Annotated in this window: 17 protein-coding genes; 6 read left to right on the plus strand and 11 right to left on the minus strand. The window is 32.6% G+C overall.

Annotated features, from left to right (window positions below):
* Nucleotides 1-37: 37 nt before the first annotated feature.
* Nucleotides 38-1546 carry a lysine--tRNA ligase gene (gene lysS, locus BZ25_RS07860; protein ID WP_121514387.1) on the plus strand — a complete coding sequence of 503 codons (1509 nt, stop codon included), beginning with the start codon at nucleotides 38-40 and terminating at the stop codon, nucleotides 1544-1546.
* Between the two features lie 12 nt (nucleotides 1547-1558).
* A complete protein-coding gene (gene ispE, locus BZ25_RS07865) occupies nucleotides 1559-2332 on the plus strand; it encodes a 4-(cytidine 5'-diphospho)-2-C-methyl-D-erythritol kinase (protein WP_121514388.1) in 774 nt (257 codons plus the stop codon).
* Here the strand turns inward: ispE and BZ25_RS07870 are convergent.
* Genes BZ25_RS07870 through BZ25_RS07880 form a run of 3 tightly spaced genes read right to left on the minus strand, consistent with a single transcriptional unit; the run spans nucleotide 2325 to nucleotide 4498 of the window.
* Complete coding sequence (locus BZ25_RS07870; protein WP_121514389.1) at nucleotides 2325-2588, minus strand: EscU/YscU/HrcU family type III secretion system export apparatus switch protein; 264 nt, start codon at nucleotides 2586-2588, stop codon at nucleotides 2325-2327. The genes ispE and BZ25_RS07870 overlap by 8 nt on opposite strands.
* An 8-nt stretch (nucleotides 2589-2596) precedes the next feature.
* On the minus strand, nucleotides 2597-3628 hold the full coding sequence (gene ltaE, locus BZ25_RS07875) for a low-specificity L-threonine aldolase (protein WP_121514390.1): 1032 nt from the start codon (nucleotides 3626-3628) through the stop codon (nucleotides 2597-2599).
* An 18-nt stretch (nucleotides 3629-3646) separates the two neighbouring features.
* Nucleotides 3647-4498 carry a DMT family transporter gene (locus BZ25_RS07880; protein WP_233546274.1) on the minus strand — a complete coding sequence of 284 codons (852 nt, stop codon included), beginning with the start codon at nucleotides 4496-4498 and terminating at the stop codon, nucleotides 3647-3649.
* Between the two features lie 125 nt (nucleotides 4499-4623).
* Here BZ25_RS07880 and BZ25_RS07885 point away from each other — a divergent pair, with 125 nt between their 5' ends.
* The 4 genes from BZ25_RS07885 to BZ25_RS07900 all read left to right on the plus strand — a co-directional run bounded on the left by BZ25_RS07885 (nucleotide 4624) and on the right by BZ25_RS07900 (nucleotide 7303).
* The gene (locus tag BZ25_RS07885) at nucleotides 4624-5109 is read left to right on the plus strand and encodes a ribonuclease H-like YkuK family protein (RefSeq protein WP_121514392.1); all 486 of its coding nucleotides are present in this window, start codon (nucleotides 4624-4626) and stop codon (nucleotides 5107-5109) included.
* 398 nt (nucleotides 5110-5507) lie between these two features.
* Entirely contained in the window at nucleotides 5508-6212 is a 705-nt protein-coding gene (locus BZ25_RS07890) for a GntR family transcriptional regulator (protein ID WP_121514393.1), read from the plus strand.
* 15 nt (nucleotides 6213-6227) lie between these two features.
* Nucleotides 6228-6791 (plus strand): chromate transporter, encoded by a 564-nt coding sequence (locus BZ25_RS07895; protein WP_121514394.1) that lies wholly within the window; start codon nucleotides 6228-6230, stop codon nucleotides 6789-6791.
* The gene (locus tag BZ25_RS07900; RefSeq protein WP_103065358.1) at nucleotides 6788-7303 is read left to right on the plus strand and encodes a chromate transporter; all 516 of its coding nucleotides are present in this window, start codon (nucleotides 6788-6790) and stop codon (nucleotides 7301-7303) included. The genes BZ25_RS07895 and BZ25_RS07900 overlap by 4 nt, the downstream gene beginning before the upstream one ends.
* Here the strand turns inward: BZ25_RS07900 and BZ25_RS07905 are convergent.
* From BZ25_RS07905 to BZ25_RS07950, 8 genes are all read right to left on the minus strand, one after another.
* Nucleotides 7290-8249, minus strand: coding sequence for a P1 family peptidase (locus BZ25_RS07905; RefSeq protein WP_121514395.1), 960 nt, complete (start codon nucleotides 8247-8249; stop codon nucleotides 7290-7292). The two genes, BZ25_RS07900 and BZ25_RS07905, sit on opposite strands and share 14 nt — an antisense overlap.
* A gap of 701 nt (nucleotides 8250-8950) precedes the next feature.
* Entirely contained in the window at nucleotides 8951-9841 is an 891-nt protein-coding gene (locus BZ25_RS07920) for a DUF5685 family protein (protein ID WP_012208025.1), read from the minus strand.
* Nucleotides 9842-9898: 57 nt separating this feature from the next.
* Entirely contained in the window at nucleotides 9899-11110 is a 1212-nt protein-coding gene (locus tag BZ25_RS07925) for a hypothetical protein (RefSeq protein WP_121514397.1), read from the minus strand.
* A 28-nt stretch (nucleotides 11111-11138) separates the two neighbouring features.
* A complete protein-coding gene (locus BZ25_RS07930; RefSeq protein WP_121514398.1) occupies nucleotides 11139-12245 on the minus strand; it encodes a GspE/PulE family protein in 1107 nt (368 codons plus the stop codon).
* Between the two features lie 2 nt (nucleotides 12246-12247).
* On the minus strand, nucleotides 12248-13375 hold the full coding sequence (ftsZ, locus tag BZ25_RS07935) for a cell division protein FtsZ (RefSeq protein WP_121514399.1): 1128 nt from the start codon (nucleotides 13373-13375) through the stop codon (nucleotides 12248-12250).
* On the minus strand, nucleotides 13365-14678 hold the full coding sequence (locus BZ25_RS07940) for a cell division protein FtsA (protein WP_012208029.1): 1314 nt from the start codon (nucleotides 14676-14678) through the stop codon (nucleotides 13365-13367). The genes ftsZ and BZ25_RS07940 overlap by 11 nt, the downstream gene beginning before the upstream one ends.
* Before the next feature lies 1 nt (nucleotide 14679).
* The gene (locus BZ25_RS07945; RefSeq protein WP_012208030.1) at nucleotides 14680-15168 is read right to left on the minus strand and encodes a hypothetical protein; all 489 of its coding nucleotides are present in this window, start codon (nucleotides 15166-15168) and stop codon (nucleotides 14680-14682) included.
* Nucleotides 15168-17093: a type IIA DNA topoisomerase subunit B gene (locus BZ25_RS07950; protein WP_012208031.1), complete on the minus strand. Its 1926-nt coding sequence runs from the start codon at nucleotides 17091-17093 to the stop codon at nucleotides 15168-15170. The genes BZ25_RS07945 and BZ25_RS07950 overlap by 1 nt, the downstream gene beginning before the upstream one ends.
* Nucleotides 17094-17109: the final 16 nt, after the last annotated feature.

Consider the following 17109-nt stretch of genomic DNA (forward strand, 5'->3'; position numbering starts at 1 on the left):
GATCACAAAACTAACCTTACCAAGCAGGAGGCAAAGTATGGACCTTAGAAATATACGAATGCATCAATTAAAAGAAATGAGGGAAAAAGGATACAATCCGTATAAGTACAATTTTCAAAAAAATTATAATTCCCAACAGATCAAAGACCTTTTCGATAGTAAAATAGAGGCTGGCCAACAATTACCGGATGAAGTTTTTAATTTTGGCGGAAGACTGATGAATTTGAGAAAACATGGTAAATCTGCTTTTGCTGATTTAAAAGATGAATTTGGACGTATCCAGGTATATATCCGTTTGGATCAAGTAGGGCAAGAAAACTATGATTTTTTCAAAGAATATATTGATATTGGAGACTGGATAGGAATAAAAGGTTATCCCTTCAAAACGAGAACTGGCGAATTAACTCTTTTGGCTTTAGATATAGAATTACTCTCAAAAGCTATTCGCCCTCTTCCTGAAAAATGGCATGGCCTTAAAGATAAAGAAGTTCGATATAGGCAAAGATATGTGGATATGATCGCAAACGATGACACCATTAAAACCCTCAGAACACGTTTTTTAATCATAAAATACATCAGAGAGTATTTAAACAACAAAGGTTTTTTAGAAGTTGAAACCCCAGTTCTTCAAAGTATAATGGGTGGAGCAAATGCAAGACCTTTTATTACCCATCTAAACGTATATGATATAGATATGTACTTACGCATAGCCACGGAATTACATCTAAAAAGACTAGTCGTAGGTGGGATGGAGAAAGTTTATGAAATAGGGAAAATATTCAGAAACGAAGGTGTTTCAAACAAACATAATCCTGAATTCACATCTATTGAATTGTACCAAGCTTTCGCTGACTACAACGATATGATGGAACTAACCGAAGATCTCTTGTACAACATTACCAAAAAAGTTCACAACAAAGCAAAGATTATGTACCAAGGAGAAGAAATAGATTTCACACCTCCTTTCAAAAGAATAAAGATGAGAGAATTCATACAAGAAAATCTTGGAATAGATATAGTCGAGGCGAGTGATCAGGAACTGAAAGAGTTTTTGAAAAACAAGGGTGAAGAGGTAGAAATAGAAGACAGATACCATTACCTCGATAAAATATGGGATTTAGTCGAAGATAAGATAATTCAACCTACTTTTGTTATGGATTATCCTATCGAATTATCTCCACTGGCAAAAAGAAAAAAAGATGATCCAAGGTTAACCGAAAGGTTTGAATTAATAATAAAGGGCAATGAAATAGCGAACGCCTTTTCTGAATTGAACGATCCTCAAGACCAATTTGAAAGATTTAAAAAGCAAATGGAACTGAAAGAGTTGGGCGATGAAGAAGCTCAAATGATGGATCTTGATTTCATTAGGGCATTAGAATATGGTTTGCCTCCAACTGGAGGACTAGGAATAGGTATTGACAGGGTTTGTATGCTGCTTACTGATACTCCAACTATTCGCGACATTATACCTTTTCCAATTGTAAAACCCATGGCTTTCGAAGACGAAGAAGCCATGTTAAAAGAAGAAGAGACAAACGAATGAAAGAGGAGTTAAATGCATTTAAAAGCCTTTGGAAAAGTTAACCTTTACTTAGATGTAATTAGTAGGAGAAAAGATAATTACCATAATATTTTAACCCTTTTCCAATCTATTAACGAACACGACGATATTTTTATTGATTTTTCTGAAAGTGAAATATTCGAATCAGAACCTCCTTTAAATATTTCATGGGATAATAATATAATAAAAAAGTCCATAGAGACCTTTAAAAAAGAAACGGGTTTTGACAATTTTAACTTAAAAATTAAGCTTATTAAGAATTTACCTATGGGTGGAGGACTAGGGGGTGGAAGTGCCGACGCTGCTGCTGTTTTAAACTTCCTTTCAAAGAATTTTAAAATATCAGAAAAAGACTTATTCGAAATAAGTCGCAAAATTGGGAGTGATGTTCCTTTTTTGCTAAAAGGTGGAACCGCTATAGGTAAAGGTAAAGGAGAAATTTTGGAACTTTTGGAACCTTTAAAATTAAATATAAAAATATTCCAGATGAAATATAATATTGATACTAAAAAAATGTATGAAAAACTTGATCAAAATTGGGAAAGTATAAACCATTTTGGTAATCCATACAAACTATACGAAGCCTTAAAAAATAACGATATTATAACAGCTAAACAAAATGCGTTTAACGTATTCGAACAAGTGGTATTCAAAGAATATCCTAAATTGAAACAAAAAAAGGAAGACATCGAAAAGGATGAAGGGATTATATTTGCTTTGATGACTGGTTCAGGTAGTACGATATACAAAGTAATTGAGACTAACTGAACTCTTTATCCAACTTATAGACAAAAGCAATTATTTCGGCGGCTAATTCATACAATTCGGCAGGAATTTCTTCATCTAAATCTAAACCATAAAATTCTTCGACAGCTTTTTCGCTTTTAACTATTGGTATGTTTCCCTCTTCAGCTATTTCTATGATCCTTCTGGCTATTGAATCGATACCTTTAGCAACGACTTTAGGTGCCTGATCCGTTCCTTGCTTATACCGTAAAGCTACCGCTTTCTTTGAATTAGACATTTTTTTCATCACTTCTTTAAATATTCTTTCATTGTTTCAACAATGTAATCCACATCTTTTCTACTTACCCAATAATTAGTTACAAATCTAAATTTTCCATTTTCTGGTGGATTTATTTTGATACCTTTTTCTAAAAAAAACGATACCATTTCCCCAAAATTTATATCTTTATTTATTTTGAAAAAAACCATATTTATATGAGTATCGTCTAAGTTCAAAGAAATTTCAGGGATTTCACTCAGCCTTTCTCCAAGATATCTGGCGTTTTCATGATCTTCTTTTAGTCTGAATCTCATCTTTTCAAGGGCTATTAACCCTGCTGCAGCTAAAAACCCAGCCTGCCTTAAACCTCCACCCATCAGTTTGCGTTTCTTTTTGGCCTTTTGGATGAAATCTTTACTCCCAGCCACAATAGAACCTACAGGAGCACATAAACCCTTTGAAAGGCAAAACATTACTGAGTCACAATACTGAGTTATCTCCTTGGGATCAACATTCAAATAGGTTGCAGCGTTGAACAACCTAGCTCCATCCAAATGAACGGGGATCCCATTCTCATGAGCTATCTCAGATATTTCTTTCATATTTTCAAGAGTCACAACCCTTCCATTGGAATGGGCATTCTCTAAGCATATCAAACCCGTAGATGGGAAATGTAGATCATCTTCTCCCTTTCTTATTCTATTTTTAATATCTTTAGGTGACATAACTCCCTTATCACTATTTATAGTTCTCAATTGTACGCCAGCGATTACCGAAGCTGCTCCGACTTCGTGAACAACAATATGGCAACTATCATCAAGGATAACTTCATTTCCCCTTTCACAATGCGTAAAGATAGAAAGTTGGTTACCAAACGTTCCACTAGGAACAAAAAGTGCATCTTCCTTTCCTACTACTTCTGCAGCGTATTTTTCTAATTTTTTCATCGTTGGGTCTTCATCGTAAACATCATCACCAACTTCTGCCTTAAACATTGCTTCTCTCATCTCTTGAGTAGGTTGCGTAACGGTATCACTTCTGATGTCTATGTATCTCACTAAAAATCCTCCTCTTTCTTAAAGCTCTTTTAAATTTACTTTCTTCTTCAAATATTTATTAACTCTGTACGAAAAAGTAGTTAAAATTATTACTCCAATCATAATTGAAGCTCCAATCATCTGCAATCCAGAAAATCTCTCTCCTAAAAAAATAAATGAAAATAACGAAGCAAATATTGGTTCTCCAATGAATATAAGAACGGTTGAATTAGAACCAATTACCTTTTGATATTTAACTTGCAGAAAATTCACAACTATGGTCGCAGCTATCGCAGTGTATATAGCTGTTAACCAAATTGGAGCACCTAATTTCCAACTAGAATTGAATGAAATTGATACATTGATTATAGCAGCAAATAAAAACTGATAAGCTAAAAGCGAAGTTTCTTCAACAACTTTTGAAAATTTTGTTATTAAAACAATATGAACTGCAAACAAAACGGCACCCAAAAACGTTAAGAAATCCCCAAAATTAAATCCTGAAATACCTCCAAAAAGCATGTAAGAACCTAACAAAGACAAAGGAAAACATAACCACTGAATGAAGTTGGGTTTTTCTTTTTCAATTAAATAAGAAATTATAGGGGTAAATGGAATATATAAAGAGGTAATAAATCCACTTTTTGAAGCATCTGTAAAATTGATTCCATAAGTTTGAAAGGCATGTGCTAATCCTAAAATTATTCCTAAGGTTGCCCCATATTTGAAAGAATGTTTTTTCCAAATAAGGAAAGACAAAACAGCCGCAATAGCAAACCTGATAAACAAATAAGGCAAGGTCTGAAGATCTGTTAACACTACCTTGTGAATTGGAAAGGTAGAACCCCATATTATAGTAACTAACAAAAGCCATAAAAATGCTTTGATCAATCTATACTCCCCCATATTCCTCGTTTGCTTTAAGATATTATACCAAATTTTTAATTCGAATTTAAGAAGCATTCTTAATTAATCTTAAGAATTTTTAATACAAATCGTTTCTTTTTGGTGTATAATTGAAAAAAACTTATCTAAAAAAAGGGGGTAACGTTTTCAAGTTAAAGAATCCAACTATAGGCACTGTAGAATTCAAAGAGTTGACTAATTTCATTAAATTATTTTTAGAAAACAAAAGTTACAAAGTTTGGGTGGGAACAGATAGCCATGCAAGAGATGGAGTGGTAACTTTTGCTACCGCTATAGTAATTTACAAAGTAGGTAATGGGGCTACTTATTTTTATTATGTCACTCACGAACGTAGATCATATGATATGTACTCAAGATTGATAAGAGAAGCAGAATTTAGTTTAAACACCGCAGAATTTATCGAAAATCACTTAAATTTAATAAAGCCAGAAATACACCTTGATATAGGTTTAAACGGTAGATCAAAAGAGGTTTTTAATGTTGTCACTGGCTATGTGAAGGGTCTGGGATATGATTATAAAATAAAACCAGAATCTTTTGCAGCTACCAATGTTGCTCATTTATATACTAAATGAAAATATTTCTGCAATTGATGTTTCAATAGGATTATGGTCGTTTTCAATTCTCATCTTCTTCAAAACATATTTTGCATTTGAACCTCTTTAAATCTCCATAAAACAACTAGTCTGAATGTCTTTCTATAAAAAAAGTTGCTGATAACTTACCTTATTTTTTGAATTTTTGTGTGGCTCCCACACTTAAGACAATCAATGTTTTTTTAATATATTGATTAATAATAGCATTCGAATTTTTGCTAATATTATTTTACCACTAATCAATTTGCTTAGAAAATCATTCATATTTTCAGATTACTCTGAGAATTCTTGACTTGATTCCTTTTATTTGATATAATTTGTATATACAAGTATGAGTAGACATATTTGTGTATCTTTATTGAAGGAAGGTAATTTAAATGGCCGATTATAAAACGCCAATCTATCAAAGGATTGCTGACAAAATAGTTTCAAGAATATATGAAGGGGAATATCCAATGAACTCATTTCTTCCATCGGAAAATGAACTGGCGGAGGAATTTCATGTAACAAGAACTACGATAAGAAAAGTTTTAAGTTTATTGAAACAGCAAGGGACAATTAAAAGTTACCAAGGAAGAGGGTATAAAGTTCAAACTCTTTTATGGGAGCAAAGCCTTTTAAAGTTTTACAGTTTTGGAAAAAGTATAGCTAATAAACTTGAAAATTCTAATACTAAACTTATATCGGTAAAAAACGTCTCTGGCTTGGAAGATGTTGATGAATTTGAAAACCTAGAATTATGGGAGATTACAAGGTTAAGATTAGTTGGTGAAATTCCTTTAATATTGGAAACCTCTTACATCCCTGTCGAATTTTTAAAAAAAGTGGATAATGAAAATCTGAAAACAAAACCCTTGTATGATTTACTTGCCAGAGAAGGAATAAGATGTGTCAATGCAAAAGAATATCTTGAACCAGTTCTTCCTTCACTAGAAGCCCAAGAACTGCTAGAAATTGAAGAAAATATTCCCCTTTTTCAAACCACAAGATACACATATGATTCAGAAAATAGATTGGTAGAATTCAGGGAAAGTTTGATAAGAGCTGATCATTTTAGATTCTTTACTGAATTGAAATTGTAGGGGAGAATAATAAAAATGGATGAGAAAGGCAGATCAAAATTATTGTTAAAAATGTTCATCACATTTTTCAAAATAGGGCTCTTCACTTTTGGTGGCGGGTACGCAATGATTCCTTTAATAGAGAAAGAAGTCGTAGAAAATAAAAAGTGGGTAGAAAAGGATAAGTTTACAGACACTGTTTCTTTAACTCAAACTATACCAGGAGCCGTGGCTATCAATATTTCTATTTTAGTGGGATACAATATAAATGGAGTTTTAGGAGCAGTTATATCAACAATAGGGGTTTCTTTACCTTCTTTTATAATAATATTGGCGATAGCTTTTACCCTTACGAAAACAGCGGGCCTCAGCGTTTTACAAAGTGCCTTTGAAGGTATAAGACCTGCTATAGCCGCACTTATTGTATACGCCGCAATAAGTTTATCAAAATCGGTTAAATGGTCCATCGTTTTAGTTTTATTAACTGCAGGGGCTTTTGTTGCAATTGGAATATTTAAAATTAATCCTATTTATATAATTGTTATCGCCTTCATTTTAGGGAGCCTTTACTCTATGCCACAAGGGAGAAAAAAGTCATGAGAACTTTATTTGGCCTGTTCTTTTCTTTTTTTGAAATTGGGTTATTTGGATTTGGCGGTGGTTACGCTATGATTCCACTAATTCAAACACAATTGGAAAGAAGAGGTTGGATCCCGCTTCAAGAATTTCTCGATTTAATAGCTATATCAGAGGTTACTCCGGGCCCAATAGCAGTAAATAGTGCTACTTTTGTTGGGTATAGGGTTTTTGGGATAGTTGGTTCTTTGGTCGCAACAACTGCTGTTATATTACCTTCGTTAATTATAGGATTACTGGTAGGCAGATATTTTAAGAATGGAAATGGCGATACTCAACAAAATATTCTTAAATTTTTAAAACCTGCTGTTATCGGGTTGATACTTGGTTCAGCGTATACAATTGGAATCACTAATATCGTAAATTTGGCGAGTTTTCTCATATTTATTGGGGTTTTGATGCTCCTGTTTTTCACAAAATTAAATCCGATTTTTATAATAATTATGACAGGAATAGTGGGAATTATCTTTTACTAGGATTCAAATCTTTGTAACTGAGAATATTACCAACTTTTCTTGCCGATTTGATAGCTCTTATAATGGATATTTCTACCACTTCTGCTGCCACTTCACCAATTAAAGTAACGTCACTTGGTAAATCACCCGTAGACAAGCAAAAAATAGCATCTCCATCGTACATGGTGTGAACAGGTCTTATTGCTCTTGCCATTCCGTCGTGGCTCATTTGAGCCACTTTGTTTGCTTCCTCTTTGGACAATTTTGCATTTGTAGCTACGACAGATAGAGTTGTATTTTCACCCGGATTAGCATTAAAAGTCGATTTTTTCATATATTCAGATATATTCAAAAATTTATTGTTTTTATCAATAGCTCCGGCTATTATTTCCCCTTCTTCGTAAACATCTCCTGTAGCGTTCACAACCGTTATCGCCCCGACTATTATCCCGTTACCTAATTCAATGGAGTAACTTCCTACCCCACCTTTCATAGCACTATTAACGCCTGCCGCCTTACCAACGAGTGCCCCGGTTCCTACACCAACGCATCCTTCTTCAACGCAATTTGATGTTGCTAAATTTGCTGCAATATAACCAGATCTTTTATCTGGCCTAACGTTTGGGTCTCCTATATCCAAATCGTAAATAACTGCAGCAGGTACTATGGGGACTTTCACGGTACTTGTTTGAAAACCTATACTATTTTCCTCTAAAAATTGCATGACCCCACTTGCTGCATCTAAGCCAAAAGCACTTCCCCCGGTTAATAAGACAGCGTGTACCATTTGAACAAGATTCCCCGGTTTTAGTAAGTCAGTTTCTCTTGTACCTGGGGCTGAACCTTTGACATCAACCCCACCTACCGCCCCATTTTCGGCTAGAATTACCGTACAACCTGTTAAGGATTTATTGTCAGTATAGTGTCCTACTTTTATTCCTGGTACGTCTGTTATACCATTGAGCATATCAAATCTTCTCCTTTTTTAAAATAACCAGTTGATTGTATTATTGTTTTTTAGAAAAATTTTGGAGTAAGGAAGAAATCTCACATTTCAATCTCTTCAATAAATACCCATAAATATTGGTAAATATCAAATAAATAAATATTATAAAGAATAGCCCTTTTCCCTGAGTTGCAAAATCCGGAAGAAGTTCACCAAAAAAGGTAAACATTAGATAAAAGGCAAGAATCGAAAGAATTGAAATAAATAAGTGTTTGAATAACCTTTTTTCTACAACAATATAAGCAAGGATCGGAAGAAAAAAGAGTAAAAATATTCCAATTGCTTCAACAACAAATCCACTGATAAATATTAAAAAGAAAATTGAAATACTGAAGATAAATGCATATCTTTTTTCTAAAAAGAAAACTCCCAGAGGAAGAGTTAAACTAACCACAGTGGGAGCAATTCTCAAATATCTTGACATAAGGAATAGCAAGAAAAAAAGGATAACCAAAAAAGCTGTCTTTATAAGGGGATTTTTTATAACTAAATTCATAAATTTTTAAAACCAATTACAAAGATCTCCGCCACCACATTCACAAAGGGTATCTAAACAGACAGTGGCTCCTAAACATTCTAAACAATTACCACATCCACTTCTTCCATAGCTATAGTAACCAGCTCTAAAAGTATCCATTTTTTCTCTAAACTTTTCATCTTCCTTATATTTTAAAAATAGGTTTTTGAACTCTCCCTTTTTTATTTGCTCTAGAATGGTTTGTTGCTCTTTCATCAATTTCTCCTCCATCTAAAATTTTTGTGACAGAATTTCTGTGATATATCAAAGAAAAAGTCGCTAGCTTTTTTACTAAATGCTTGTTAAAATTTGCGACTTCTTCAACATTTTCTAAGAACTCTTTTGAACATAAATCGTAAGTAAATAAAATTCTTTCTTTTTGATCTTGAGTTAATTCATCTAATTTTTTTACCCCAAAAGAGTTTGCTATAGAGTTAAAATTTCTTTTTTTTATATCTTTGTTAAAATCGTACACACTATCTACCAAATATAGCAAATAAGCTGTCACAACAGGCATGGTTGCTGGATATCCTTGAGGGAAAAATTCATCGAATAACATCTCCATAATTCCTTGAGATGGTTTGGCATAATCATCCAAATCTAAATTTTGTTCTTCTACCCTTTGTTGCATTTTTAATAGATGTTTGTATTCATTGATAGTTGTGGGATCAAACTGTTCAAGTAACTTCATTTCCAACTTTTTCAAAATTTTCTTTGGAACTGGTTTCCCTTCTAAATTGTAATCTAAAAGTTTTCCATAGATTATAAGCAAATTGAGATACGCATAAGGTGTCATAAAAGAATTATTTTCAGGTTTAAATCGTTTTTTTAATCCTACATATGGACATCTGAATTCGTTTATATTCTCAACAGGGTTGTTCAACATGGAAAAGAAAACCACTTCTTTTACCGTCGTGAGTCGGTAAAATTCTCCTAAATTTTCTTTCAAAGAATGGCATAATCCACAATAGTAATATAGGTAATTTTTCCTCTCTTCTTCTGTTGGAGTAAAATATATAGATATGTATCCGTACATTATTTTAACCTCATTTGTTTTAATTTTCCTCTATTAGGATAAAGGAGTTAGGTGAATTTAATAAACTTTCACTGTATGTTTCTTTGAAAATGTCTTATCCCCAATATTTACACTGAATTGAATTTCATACTCTCCTGATCTATCTAAATTTATAGTCTTAACGTTCGATAAATCAAATACCTTAGCCGTTCCCAATTCTGTTATATATACTCGAGATAAATCGTTATTCTCGTAATTATAAATTAGCTGTCCTTCATAGAATAACCTAAAGATCACTTGTGAAATTTCAAAGGCTTTTGGTTCTTCATTAGAATTTCTTAGTAAACCTTCAAAATAAAGCTGATCTCCTCTTGAGGCCGCCGAAATAACATAAACTAAAAGGGAAACATCGTTGTAATTTCTATCTATTTGATTAACTATATTCAAAGTGGTTACATAAGTTTGCTCAAAAGAATCAAATTCGAATAATAAATAATAATTTCCTGGATCGAAATTTTTATTGATTTCAAAATCTAAAGGTATCGAAGACAGAGGATTCAAATTTAATGTTCCAAAGGAAAATTTCTGTGAATGGATAACCTTTTCTTTTTGTTTTATTGTTAGCGTTCCAAATAATTCTTTGTTAAAGGTTTCATTGGTCCCATTTATTGCTAATATGCTAATAGAAGGGAATTCCGTAGTTAAGTAAAACATCTCTTTAGCAGAAACATCTATAATCAATCCTTTATTGTATTCAAAGGTTTTAACAAGATTTACACTTTCGTCATTTAAGATAAAGGACACTCGGGCTTCATAGGTTCCTTTTTCTAAATCTGAAATCTCCTTTTCTCTTAACAGGTCAAAAACTAAAATTGTTTTATACGGTGAGATATCAGCTTCTACAGGTTGTGAGAACACATAACTGTATTCAACCTCAGAACTTTCCTGATTTACTATCAAAAATGAAAAGTTATCAATTTCTACATGAGAATCATTGTTGTTGGTATTTTGTATAGTAACTTTTATATCTAAATTATCTGGATAGTAATATTCTTCTTTTGATTCTAAATTGATATGAATCCCTTTTATAACTACATTGTAAGGTAAATCAAATCTTGAACCTCTACGCCCCATAATAATAAATATGAACACTAACATGGACAAAAATATAACGATGTAAAATGTCCATCTAATTATTCTTTTTTTAGATTGTTCTCTTCTTTCTCTTTCTTTTTTCCTTTCTTCATCATACTTTTGCCATTCTTCCGGGCTTTTTGAAAAATATTGCATGAATTCATCTCACTATTTTCAATATTATTTAGAAGGAAGATAAGTTACTTAAATACTGATCTTCATTGATTACCCCTTTATTAAAAAATTCCCGAAGTGTGGGCAACGGATCTATATAACAATCAGAATCTTTGTATTTTTCACTTACAAAATTAATACTCTTACCTTGTGATATGTCTCTTTTCAAATTTTTTGAAATTATCAAACCTTCAAAAACAGTTATAAAACCTTTTTTCCCTGTATTATAACAGTGTTCACATCCATTTCCTTGGCAAAAAGGACAGTTTTTAGGGATTAATCTTTGATTAAGGATGAGATCTAAGCTTTCAGAGAGATTTCTTACTTCTATTCCAAACATCTTCAACCTTTGAAGCACTAAAAAAACATTCTTAGCGTGTAACGTGGAAAATACCAAATGACCTGTTATCGAAGATTCAAATAACAATTTTGCAAAATTTTCCTCCCTAATTTCGCCCACAACTATTAAATCAGGATCTTGTCTCAATATATATTTTAAAATATCTGCTTTGTCTTCCTCGTTTTTTGATACTATTTGAATTATACCTGGATTAATATACTCTACTGGATTTTCTATGCTATGAACTTTTCTTCTTTTTTTGAACTTATTAACTATGTATTGCATCGTTGTAGTTTTGCCAGACCCTGTAGGACCAGAAAAAATAAGCATTTTTGATTTTTGATCAATTAATTTTTCGACGTTAGAAAGAATCATTGGTCCCATGAAAACTTTAATGTCGTTTATGTTTCTCAATTTTCTTAAGACACAACTTATTCCACCAGAAGATCTAACAAAGGAAGCTCTATAATTGATGTTCTGGAAACGAAAAGAACCATCAATATTTTCAAAATCTTTTACTATATCGTACCCACAATTGATAAGCAATTTATTTAGCACTACTTCGTATTCATATGCCCCCATGGTTTCTATAGTTATTAAATCTCCACAGTATCTGGCTTTAACATCTACCTTTCCTTCATGAGGCTCAAAATGAAAATCTGTAATATTTTCATCGTCATATTGTTTCAAAAAGTTGTCTAAAATATTTTCTTCTACTTCATAATTCTTTAGGTCTTTATTATACAAGAGGTAGAAATTAGAGGGTTTCCTTTTCATTATTATTGTTGTTGGACTTCTTCTCCTGAAGTTTCTTCTACATGATCTTGCAAATACTTGTTCAATCTGGATATTTCTTCGGCAACCACACCTTTTCCAAACTGTCTATATAATGCTGGTTGTTCATAAAGATCTAGATAGTTTTCTTCTCCAGGCAGTTTGTCGTAACCGGATGCTATAACCGTTACCTTAATAACTTCAGGAGGCAAATCTATAATTGTAATTCCCATTTTTAGTCGTGCATCATCTATTGCGTATGAACGTAAAATTTCATTGACAATTTTGACATCTTGTGTGGTTGGAGTCTTACCCGCGATGTTTACTAAAGCAGCTGTTGCATTCCTTACAGGATCCTCTAAAATTTTACTATTCAATGCATTTTTTATAGCTTCTTCAGCTCTTTTTTCTCCTTTCGCAAGTCCAATACCAAGCATCGCAGAACCTTTTATGCGTAATACCGACGCTACATCTGCAAAATCTAAATTGATCATACCTGGTTTGGTTATCAAATCGGAAATACCAGTAATTGCTTGAATAAGTATTTCATCAGCTTTCTCAAAGGCTTTGTCAATCGGAATATCATCATCGTTATCTATAAGTTTATCGTTTGATATTTTAATTAAACTATCCACATACTTTTTAGTTTCTTGAAACCCTTTCAAAGCTATTCTTTCTTTTGTTGATCCTTCAAAGTGAAAAGGTAAGGTAACTATTGCCACAGTTAAAATACCCATTTGTGTAGCTAAATCAGCTATAATAGGTACAGCCCCTGTTCCTGTACCTCCCCCTAAACCCGCGGTTATAAATAAAAGATCTGTATCTTTCAAAGTTTCTTTTAAATCATCCTGACTTTCTAAAGCTGATTTTTTACCAATTTCTGGATCTCCACCGGCACCTAGACCTTTTGTCAGTTCTTTACCCAATTGAATTTTTGTAGGTGCGTCATTATTTTCTAATACCTGTACATCCGTGTTTGCAGCAATCAGTTCTACATCATCAATGCCTTTTTTTATCATTCTTTGAATAGCATTATTCCCTGCTCCTCCAACGCCTATTACTTTTATCTTATAACTCGTTTTCCTACTAAACAATTTATTTCGTTTGTTGATTTCTTCCATTTCAAAGGGCATCTTCTTCTTCACCTCCCGTTATTTTCTTAAAAAAAGTCTTTAAGGTGGATGTTGTTTTTTTGGAAGATTTATTTCTTTTGGAGGATTCTGAACGCGTCTCTTTGTTTTTTTCATAAAGATTTTCTTCTAACAAATCGATTCTGTACCTTTCTATTAACCCAAAAACAGTTTGAAATTCCGGATCCTTAGCTAATTCTTCTGGAATGTTCTTGAACGAGTCAAAAGATACTATGGAACTTTTCCTGAAATTTTCACCCATCAGTTCTTTAACGGTGATTTCAATATTTTTTATTTTCGAGCCTCCCCCGGTCAATACTATTCCTCCCTGTAAAGCACCTACTTCAAAAGTTCTTTCATAACCTATTTTTGAGAGTTCGCCATTTAACCTGCTTATAATTTCTCTGACTCGAGCAAAAATAATTTTATTTAAAAGACTTAGAGGAACATAAGAATACCCACTACCTGTCAATAATTGGAAATTCACCTTTTTCATTGTTTTCGTTTCTCTTGAACATGCCCCTTCCTCTTCCAATAACCTATGTGCCTCTCTTTCAGAAACCTTGAGTATATTGGAGATATCTTTTAATACATATTTAATTCCATACGGAAAAGTGTAGAATAATTTTGGAATTCCATCTTTAAAGATGATTATTCTACAAGAATTGTACCCAAAGTCTATCACAGTGATGCCGACATTTCTATCGTTGGGGGTGGTAATTATATAACTATTCGATAAAGTTGAATCGTATATAGGAATTTCAGAAGTATAGACAATATCTTTTAAGACGTTAATTAACAGCGAAAAGGAATTTTCATCTACCCATACAATGTTTAGTGTTGTAGTTAAAGATTTTTCAGCAAAAAAAGAAACTGGATTTTTTACCTTTTTTTCGTCGATATGAAACTTCACAAAGTTTGAATCTAAAATTATTTTTCCCTCGTCTGTGTATTTTTTGATAATGCTTTTCTTGATGTTTCTGAGTTCCTCTTCTCTTATTTCTGTCCTTTTGCTAAACTCAACAGTAAAATGCTCTTCTGTGATATTCAAAGAGTTAGTGGAATATCCTACAATAATTTCTGGATTTTTAATCTTCTTTGGAGACTCCTGGTTCAACTTTTCTATAAGCGTTTCAATTGATCTACGTAGTGATTCCATATCTTGTATTTCACCATTAATGATACCGTCCACTGGAAGTTTACTCAGTGAAATTGGCACAATACTTCCATCTTCTTCTATTTCAAAAAGTACTCCCTTTAGAAAAAAACTACCGATATCTATTCCAATCAAATAATTCTTAGCCATACTAAAGCCCCCGATCATCGATTTTAAAGAAACTATGGTTACTAATGAAATAATTCCCAGGTCCCAAAAATTCTATATTACTAAGAGTGATCAAAAAATCTTTAATTTCTGGTAATTCAAGGTACTCAATTCTAATGTTATTATAACAAAGTATTTCTTTATTCGGAAAATTTATTTCTCTAATCGACGTATTACAACAAATACTTTTGACAAAATTGAGTTCTTCTTCTTTTTTTATTTTATCTTTCGAAAAAATTACTTTGATGAATTTTGGATAGGGATGATCGCTAACAAATGTTATTTTATCATAAATATCAAAATAAAAATATCTATTATTTATTTCTACGTAATAAATACTTTTCTCAATTTCTACTTTATCTTTATAAACAAAAAATTCTTCTTGAGTTTCAAAAAAAGGGAGGAGATTGTAAACACAAATTATTAAAAGTAGAAGGTAAAAAAAGGTTAAGATTAACTTTTTCCATTGCACTAGATATCTAGCTCTTTCACCTTATTAGCATTAGATTCAATAAACTCTCTTCTAATAGAGGGATCGTATCCCATGAGTATTTCTATCATCTCTTCTGCCATTTCTAAATCTTCCATCTTTATTTTTACAAGTTTTCTAGTGTCTCTATCCATAGTGGTCTCTCTCAATTGGTCAGGGTTCATTTCTCCTAATCCTTTATATCTTTGTATTCTCCATTTTTTATCCCCATATTTTTTCTTCAACTCTTCAAGTTCTTCGTCGGAATAAAGATAAAAATGTTGTTTACCAATCTCAAATCTATACAGAGGAGGTTGAGCAATGTATACATATCCTTCCTCTATTAAAGAACGCATGTATTTGTGAAAAAGCGTCAACACTAAAGTTCTAATATGTGCGCCATCAACATCTGCATCAGTCATGATAATGATTTTACCGTATCTCAATTTAGACAAATTGAACTCTTCTCCTATACCAGTTCCTAATGCAATGATAATATTCGAAACTTGTTCATTTTTTAAAAGTTTTAAAAAATCAGTTTTTTCTGCATTTAGAATTTTCCCCCTCAAAGGTAAAATCGCCTGGTACATTCTATCCCTAGCTTGTTTGGCATTTCCCCCAGCCGAATCTCCTTCAACTATAAAAAGTTCTGATTCGTTTAAATCCCTCGATGTACAATCTGCCAATTTGCCTGGTAGAGTTGTATTTTCGAATATTGTTTTTCTTTTAATGCTGTCTCTGGCTCTTTTAGCAGCAAGTCTTTTTTTATATGCTAAAAACATTCTTTCAAAAATATTTTTTGCTTCTTTTATATTTGCATCAAAATATAAAGATAATTTCTCTGTAGTTATTTGATTTACTGCTTCTCTGGCAACTTTAGATCCCAATCTTCCCTTTGTTTGACCTTCGAAAACAGGATTGGGCATTTTTATATGTATTATGGCTAATAATCCTTCTCTCACATCTTCTCCACTAAAATTCTCGTCTTTTTCCTTTAAAACATTGTACTTTCTTGCATATTCATTTGATAATCTTGTTAGAGCTTGTTTGAATCCAGATTCATGTTCCCCGCCATCGATAGTCCTAATGTTGTTCACAAAAGAGATTACTTCGCTTTCTTCAGAATCCGTATAGACAAAAGCTGCTTCCACTTGAATTTCTGACTCCACTTTACTATATTGATATGATCCGTACATGTAAACCGGCTCGGAAATAGAATTCATCTTCCGCCGTTTCAAGATGTAATTTATAAATTCGTTCAAACCGCCAAGAAAATGAAATTCTTGCTTGTAATCTCTTTTTCTATCTTCAAAGATAACTTTCAAGTTAGGATTTAAAAAGGCTATTTCTTTCAACCTATTCTCTATTAATCGTGATTCAACAGTTATATCTCCATCATCGAATATTTCTTTATCAGGGAGAAATTTCACAACAGTCCCACTCTTGTCTGTTTCGCCTACAATAATTACATCTGTTTGAGGAACACCTCTTGCATACTTTTGATAGTATATTTTCCCGTCTCTGTAAACCTTTACCTCCATATATTCGGACAAAGCGTTAACAACCGATGCTCCTACTCCATGAAGTCCTCCACTAACCTTATAGGCTTTTTTATCAAACTTTCCACCAGCATGAAGCGAAGTCATAACTAACTCCAATGTATTTTTATTTTCAGTTGGATGTATATCTACAGGTATACCTCTTCCGTTATCCTCAACTTCAATAGAATCATCCTCATTCAAAGTAACTCGAATTGTATCACAAAACCCGTTAACATGCTCATCTATGGCGTTATCGATTATTTCATAAACCATATGGTTTAACCCTGTTTTACCCGTTGATCCTATGTACATTCCAGGTCTTAACCTAACAGGTTCTAACCCTTTCAAGACCTTTATATCGTTTCCAGAATAAGTTTTTTCTACCATTTAAACACCTCCACAA

Source organism: Petrotoga sp. Shatin.DS.tank11.9.2.9.3, from assembly GCF_003665005.1.
In the GTDB taxonomy this organism is placed as follows: Bacteria; Thermotogota; Thermotogae; order Petrotogales; family Petrotogaceae; genus Petrotoga; species Petrotoga mobilis.

Bases quoted from the DNA above. Each gene is read 5' to 3' on its own strand.
- lysS (WP_121514387.1), top strand. From the start codon at position 38: ATGGACCTTAGAAATATACGAATGCATCAATTAAAAGAAATGAGGGAA.
- ispE (WP_121514388.1), top strand. From the start codon at position 1,559: ATGCATTTAAAAGCCTTTGGAAAAGTTAACCTTTACTTAGATGTAATT.
- BZ25_RS07870 (WP_121514389.1), bottom strand. From the start codon at position 2,588: ATGTCTAATTCAAAGAAAGCGGTAGCTTTACGGTATAAGCAAGGAACG.
- BZ25_RS07890 (WP_121514393.1), top strand. From the start codon at position 5,508: ATGGCCGATTATAAAACGCCAATCTATCAAAGGATTGCTGACAAAATA.
- BZ25_RS07895 (WP_121514394.1), top strand. From the start codon at position 6,228: ATGGATGAGAAAGGCAGATCAAAATTATTGTTAAAAATGTTCATCACA.
- BZ25_RS07900 (WP_103065358.1), top strand. From the start codon at position 6,788: ATGAGAACTTTATTTGGCCTGTTCTTTTCTTTTTTTGAAATTGGGTTA.
- BZ25_RS07905 (WP_121514395.1), bottom strand. From the start codon at position 8,249: ATGCTCAATGGTATAACAGACGTACCAGGAATAAAAGTAGGACACTAT.
- BZ25_RS07920 (WP_012208025.1), bottom strand. From the start codon at position 9,841: ATGTACGGATACATATCTATATATTTTACTCCAACAGAAGAAGAGAGG.
- BZ25_RS07925 (WP_121514397.1), bottom strand. From the start codon at position 11,110: ATGCAATATTTTTCAAAAAGCCCGGAAGAATGGCAAAAGTATGATGAA.
- BZ25_RS07930 (WP_121514398.1), bottom strand. From the start codon at position 12,245: ATGAAAAGGAAACCCTCTAATTTCTACCTCTTGTATAATAAAGACCTA.
- ftsZ (WP_121514399.1), bottom strand. From the start codon at position 13,375: ATGCCCTTTGAAATGGAAGAAATCAACAAACGAAATAAATTGTTTAGT.
- BZ25_RS07940 (WP_012208029.1), bottom strand. From the start codon at position 14,678: ATGGCTAAGAATTATTTGATTGGAATAGATATCGGTAGTTTTTTTCTA.
- BZ25_RS07950 (WP_012208031.1), bottom strand. From the start codon at position 17,093: ATGGTAGAAAAAACTTATTCTGGAAACGATATAAAGGTCTTGAAAGGG.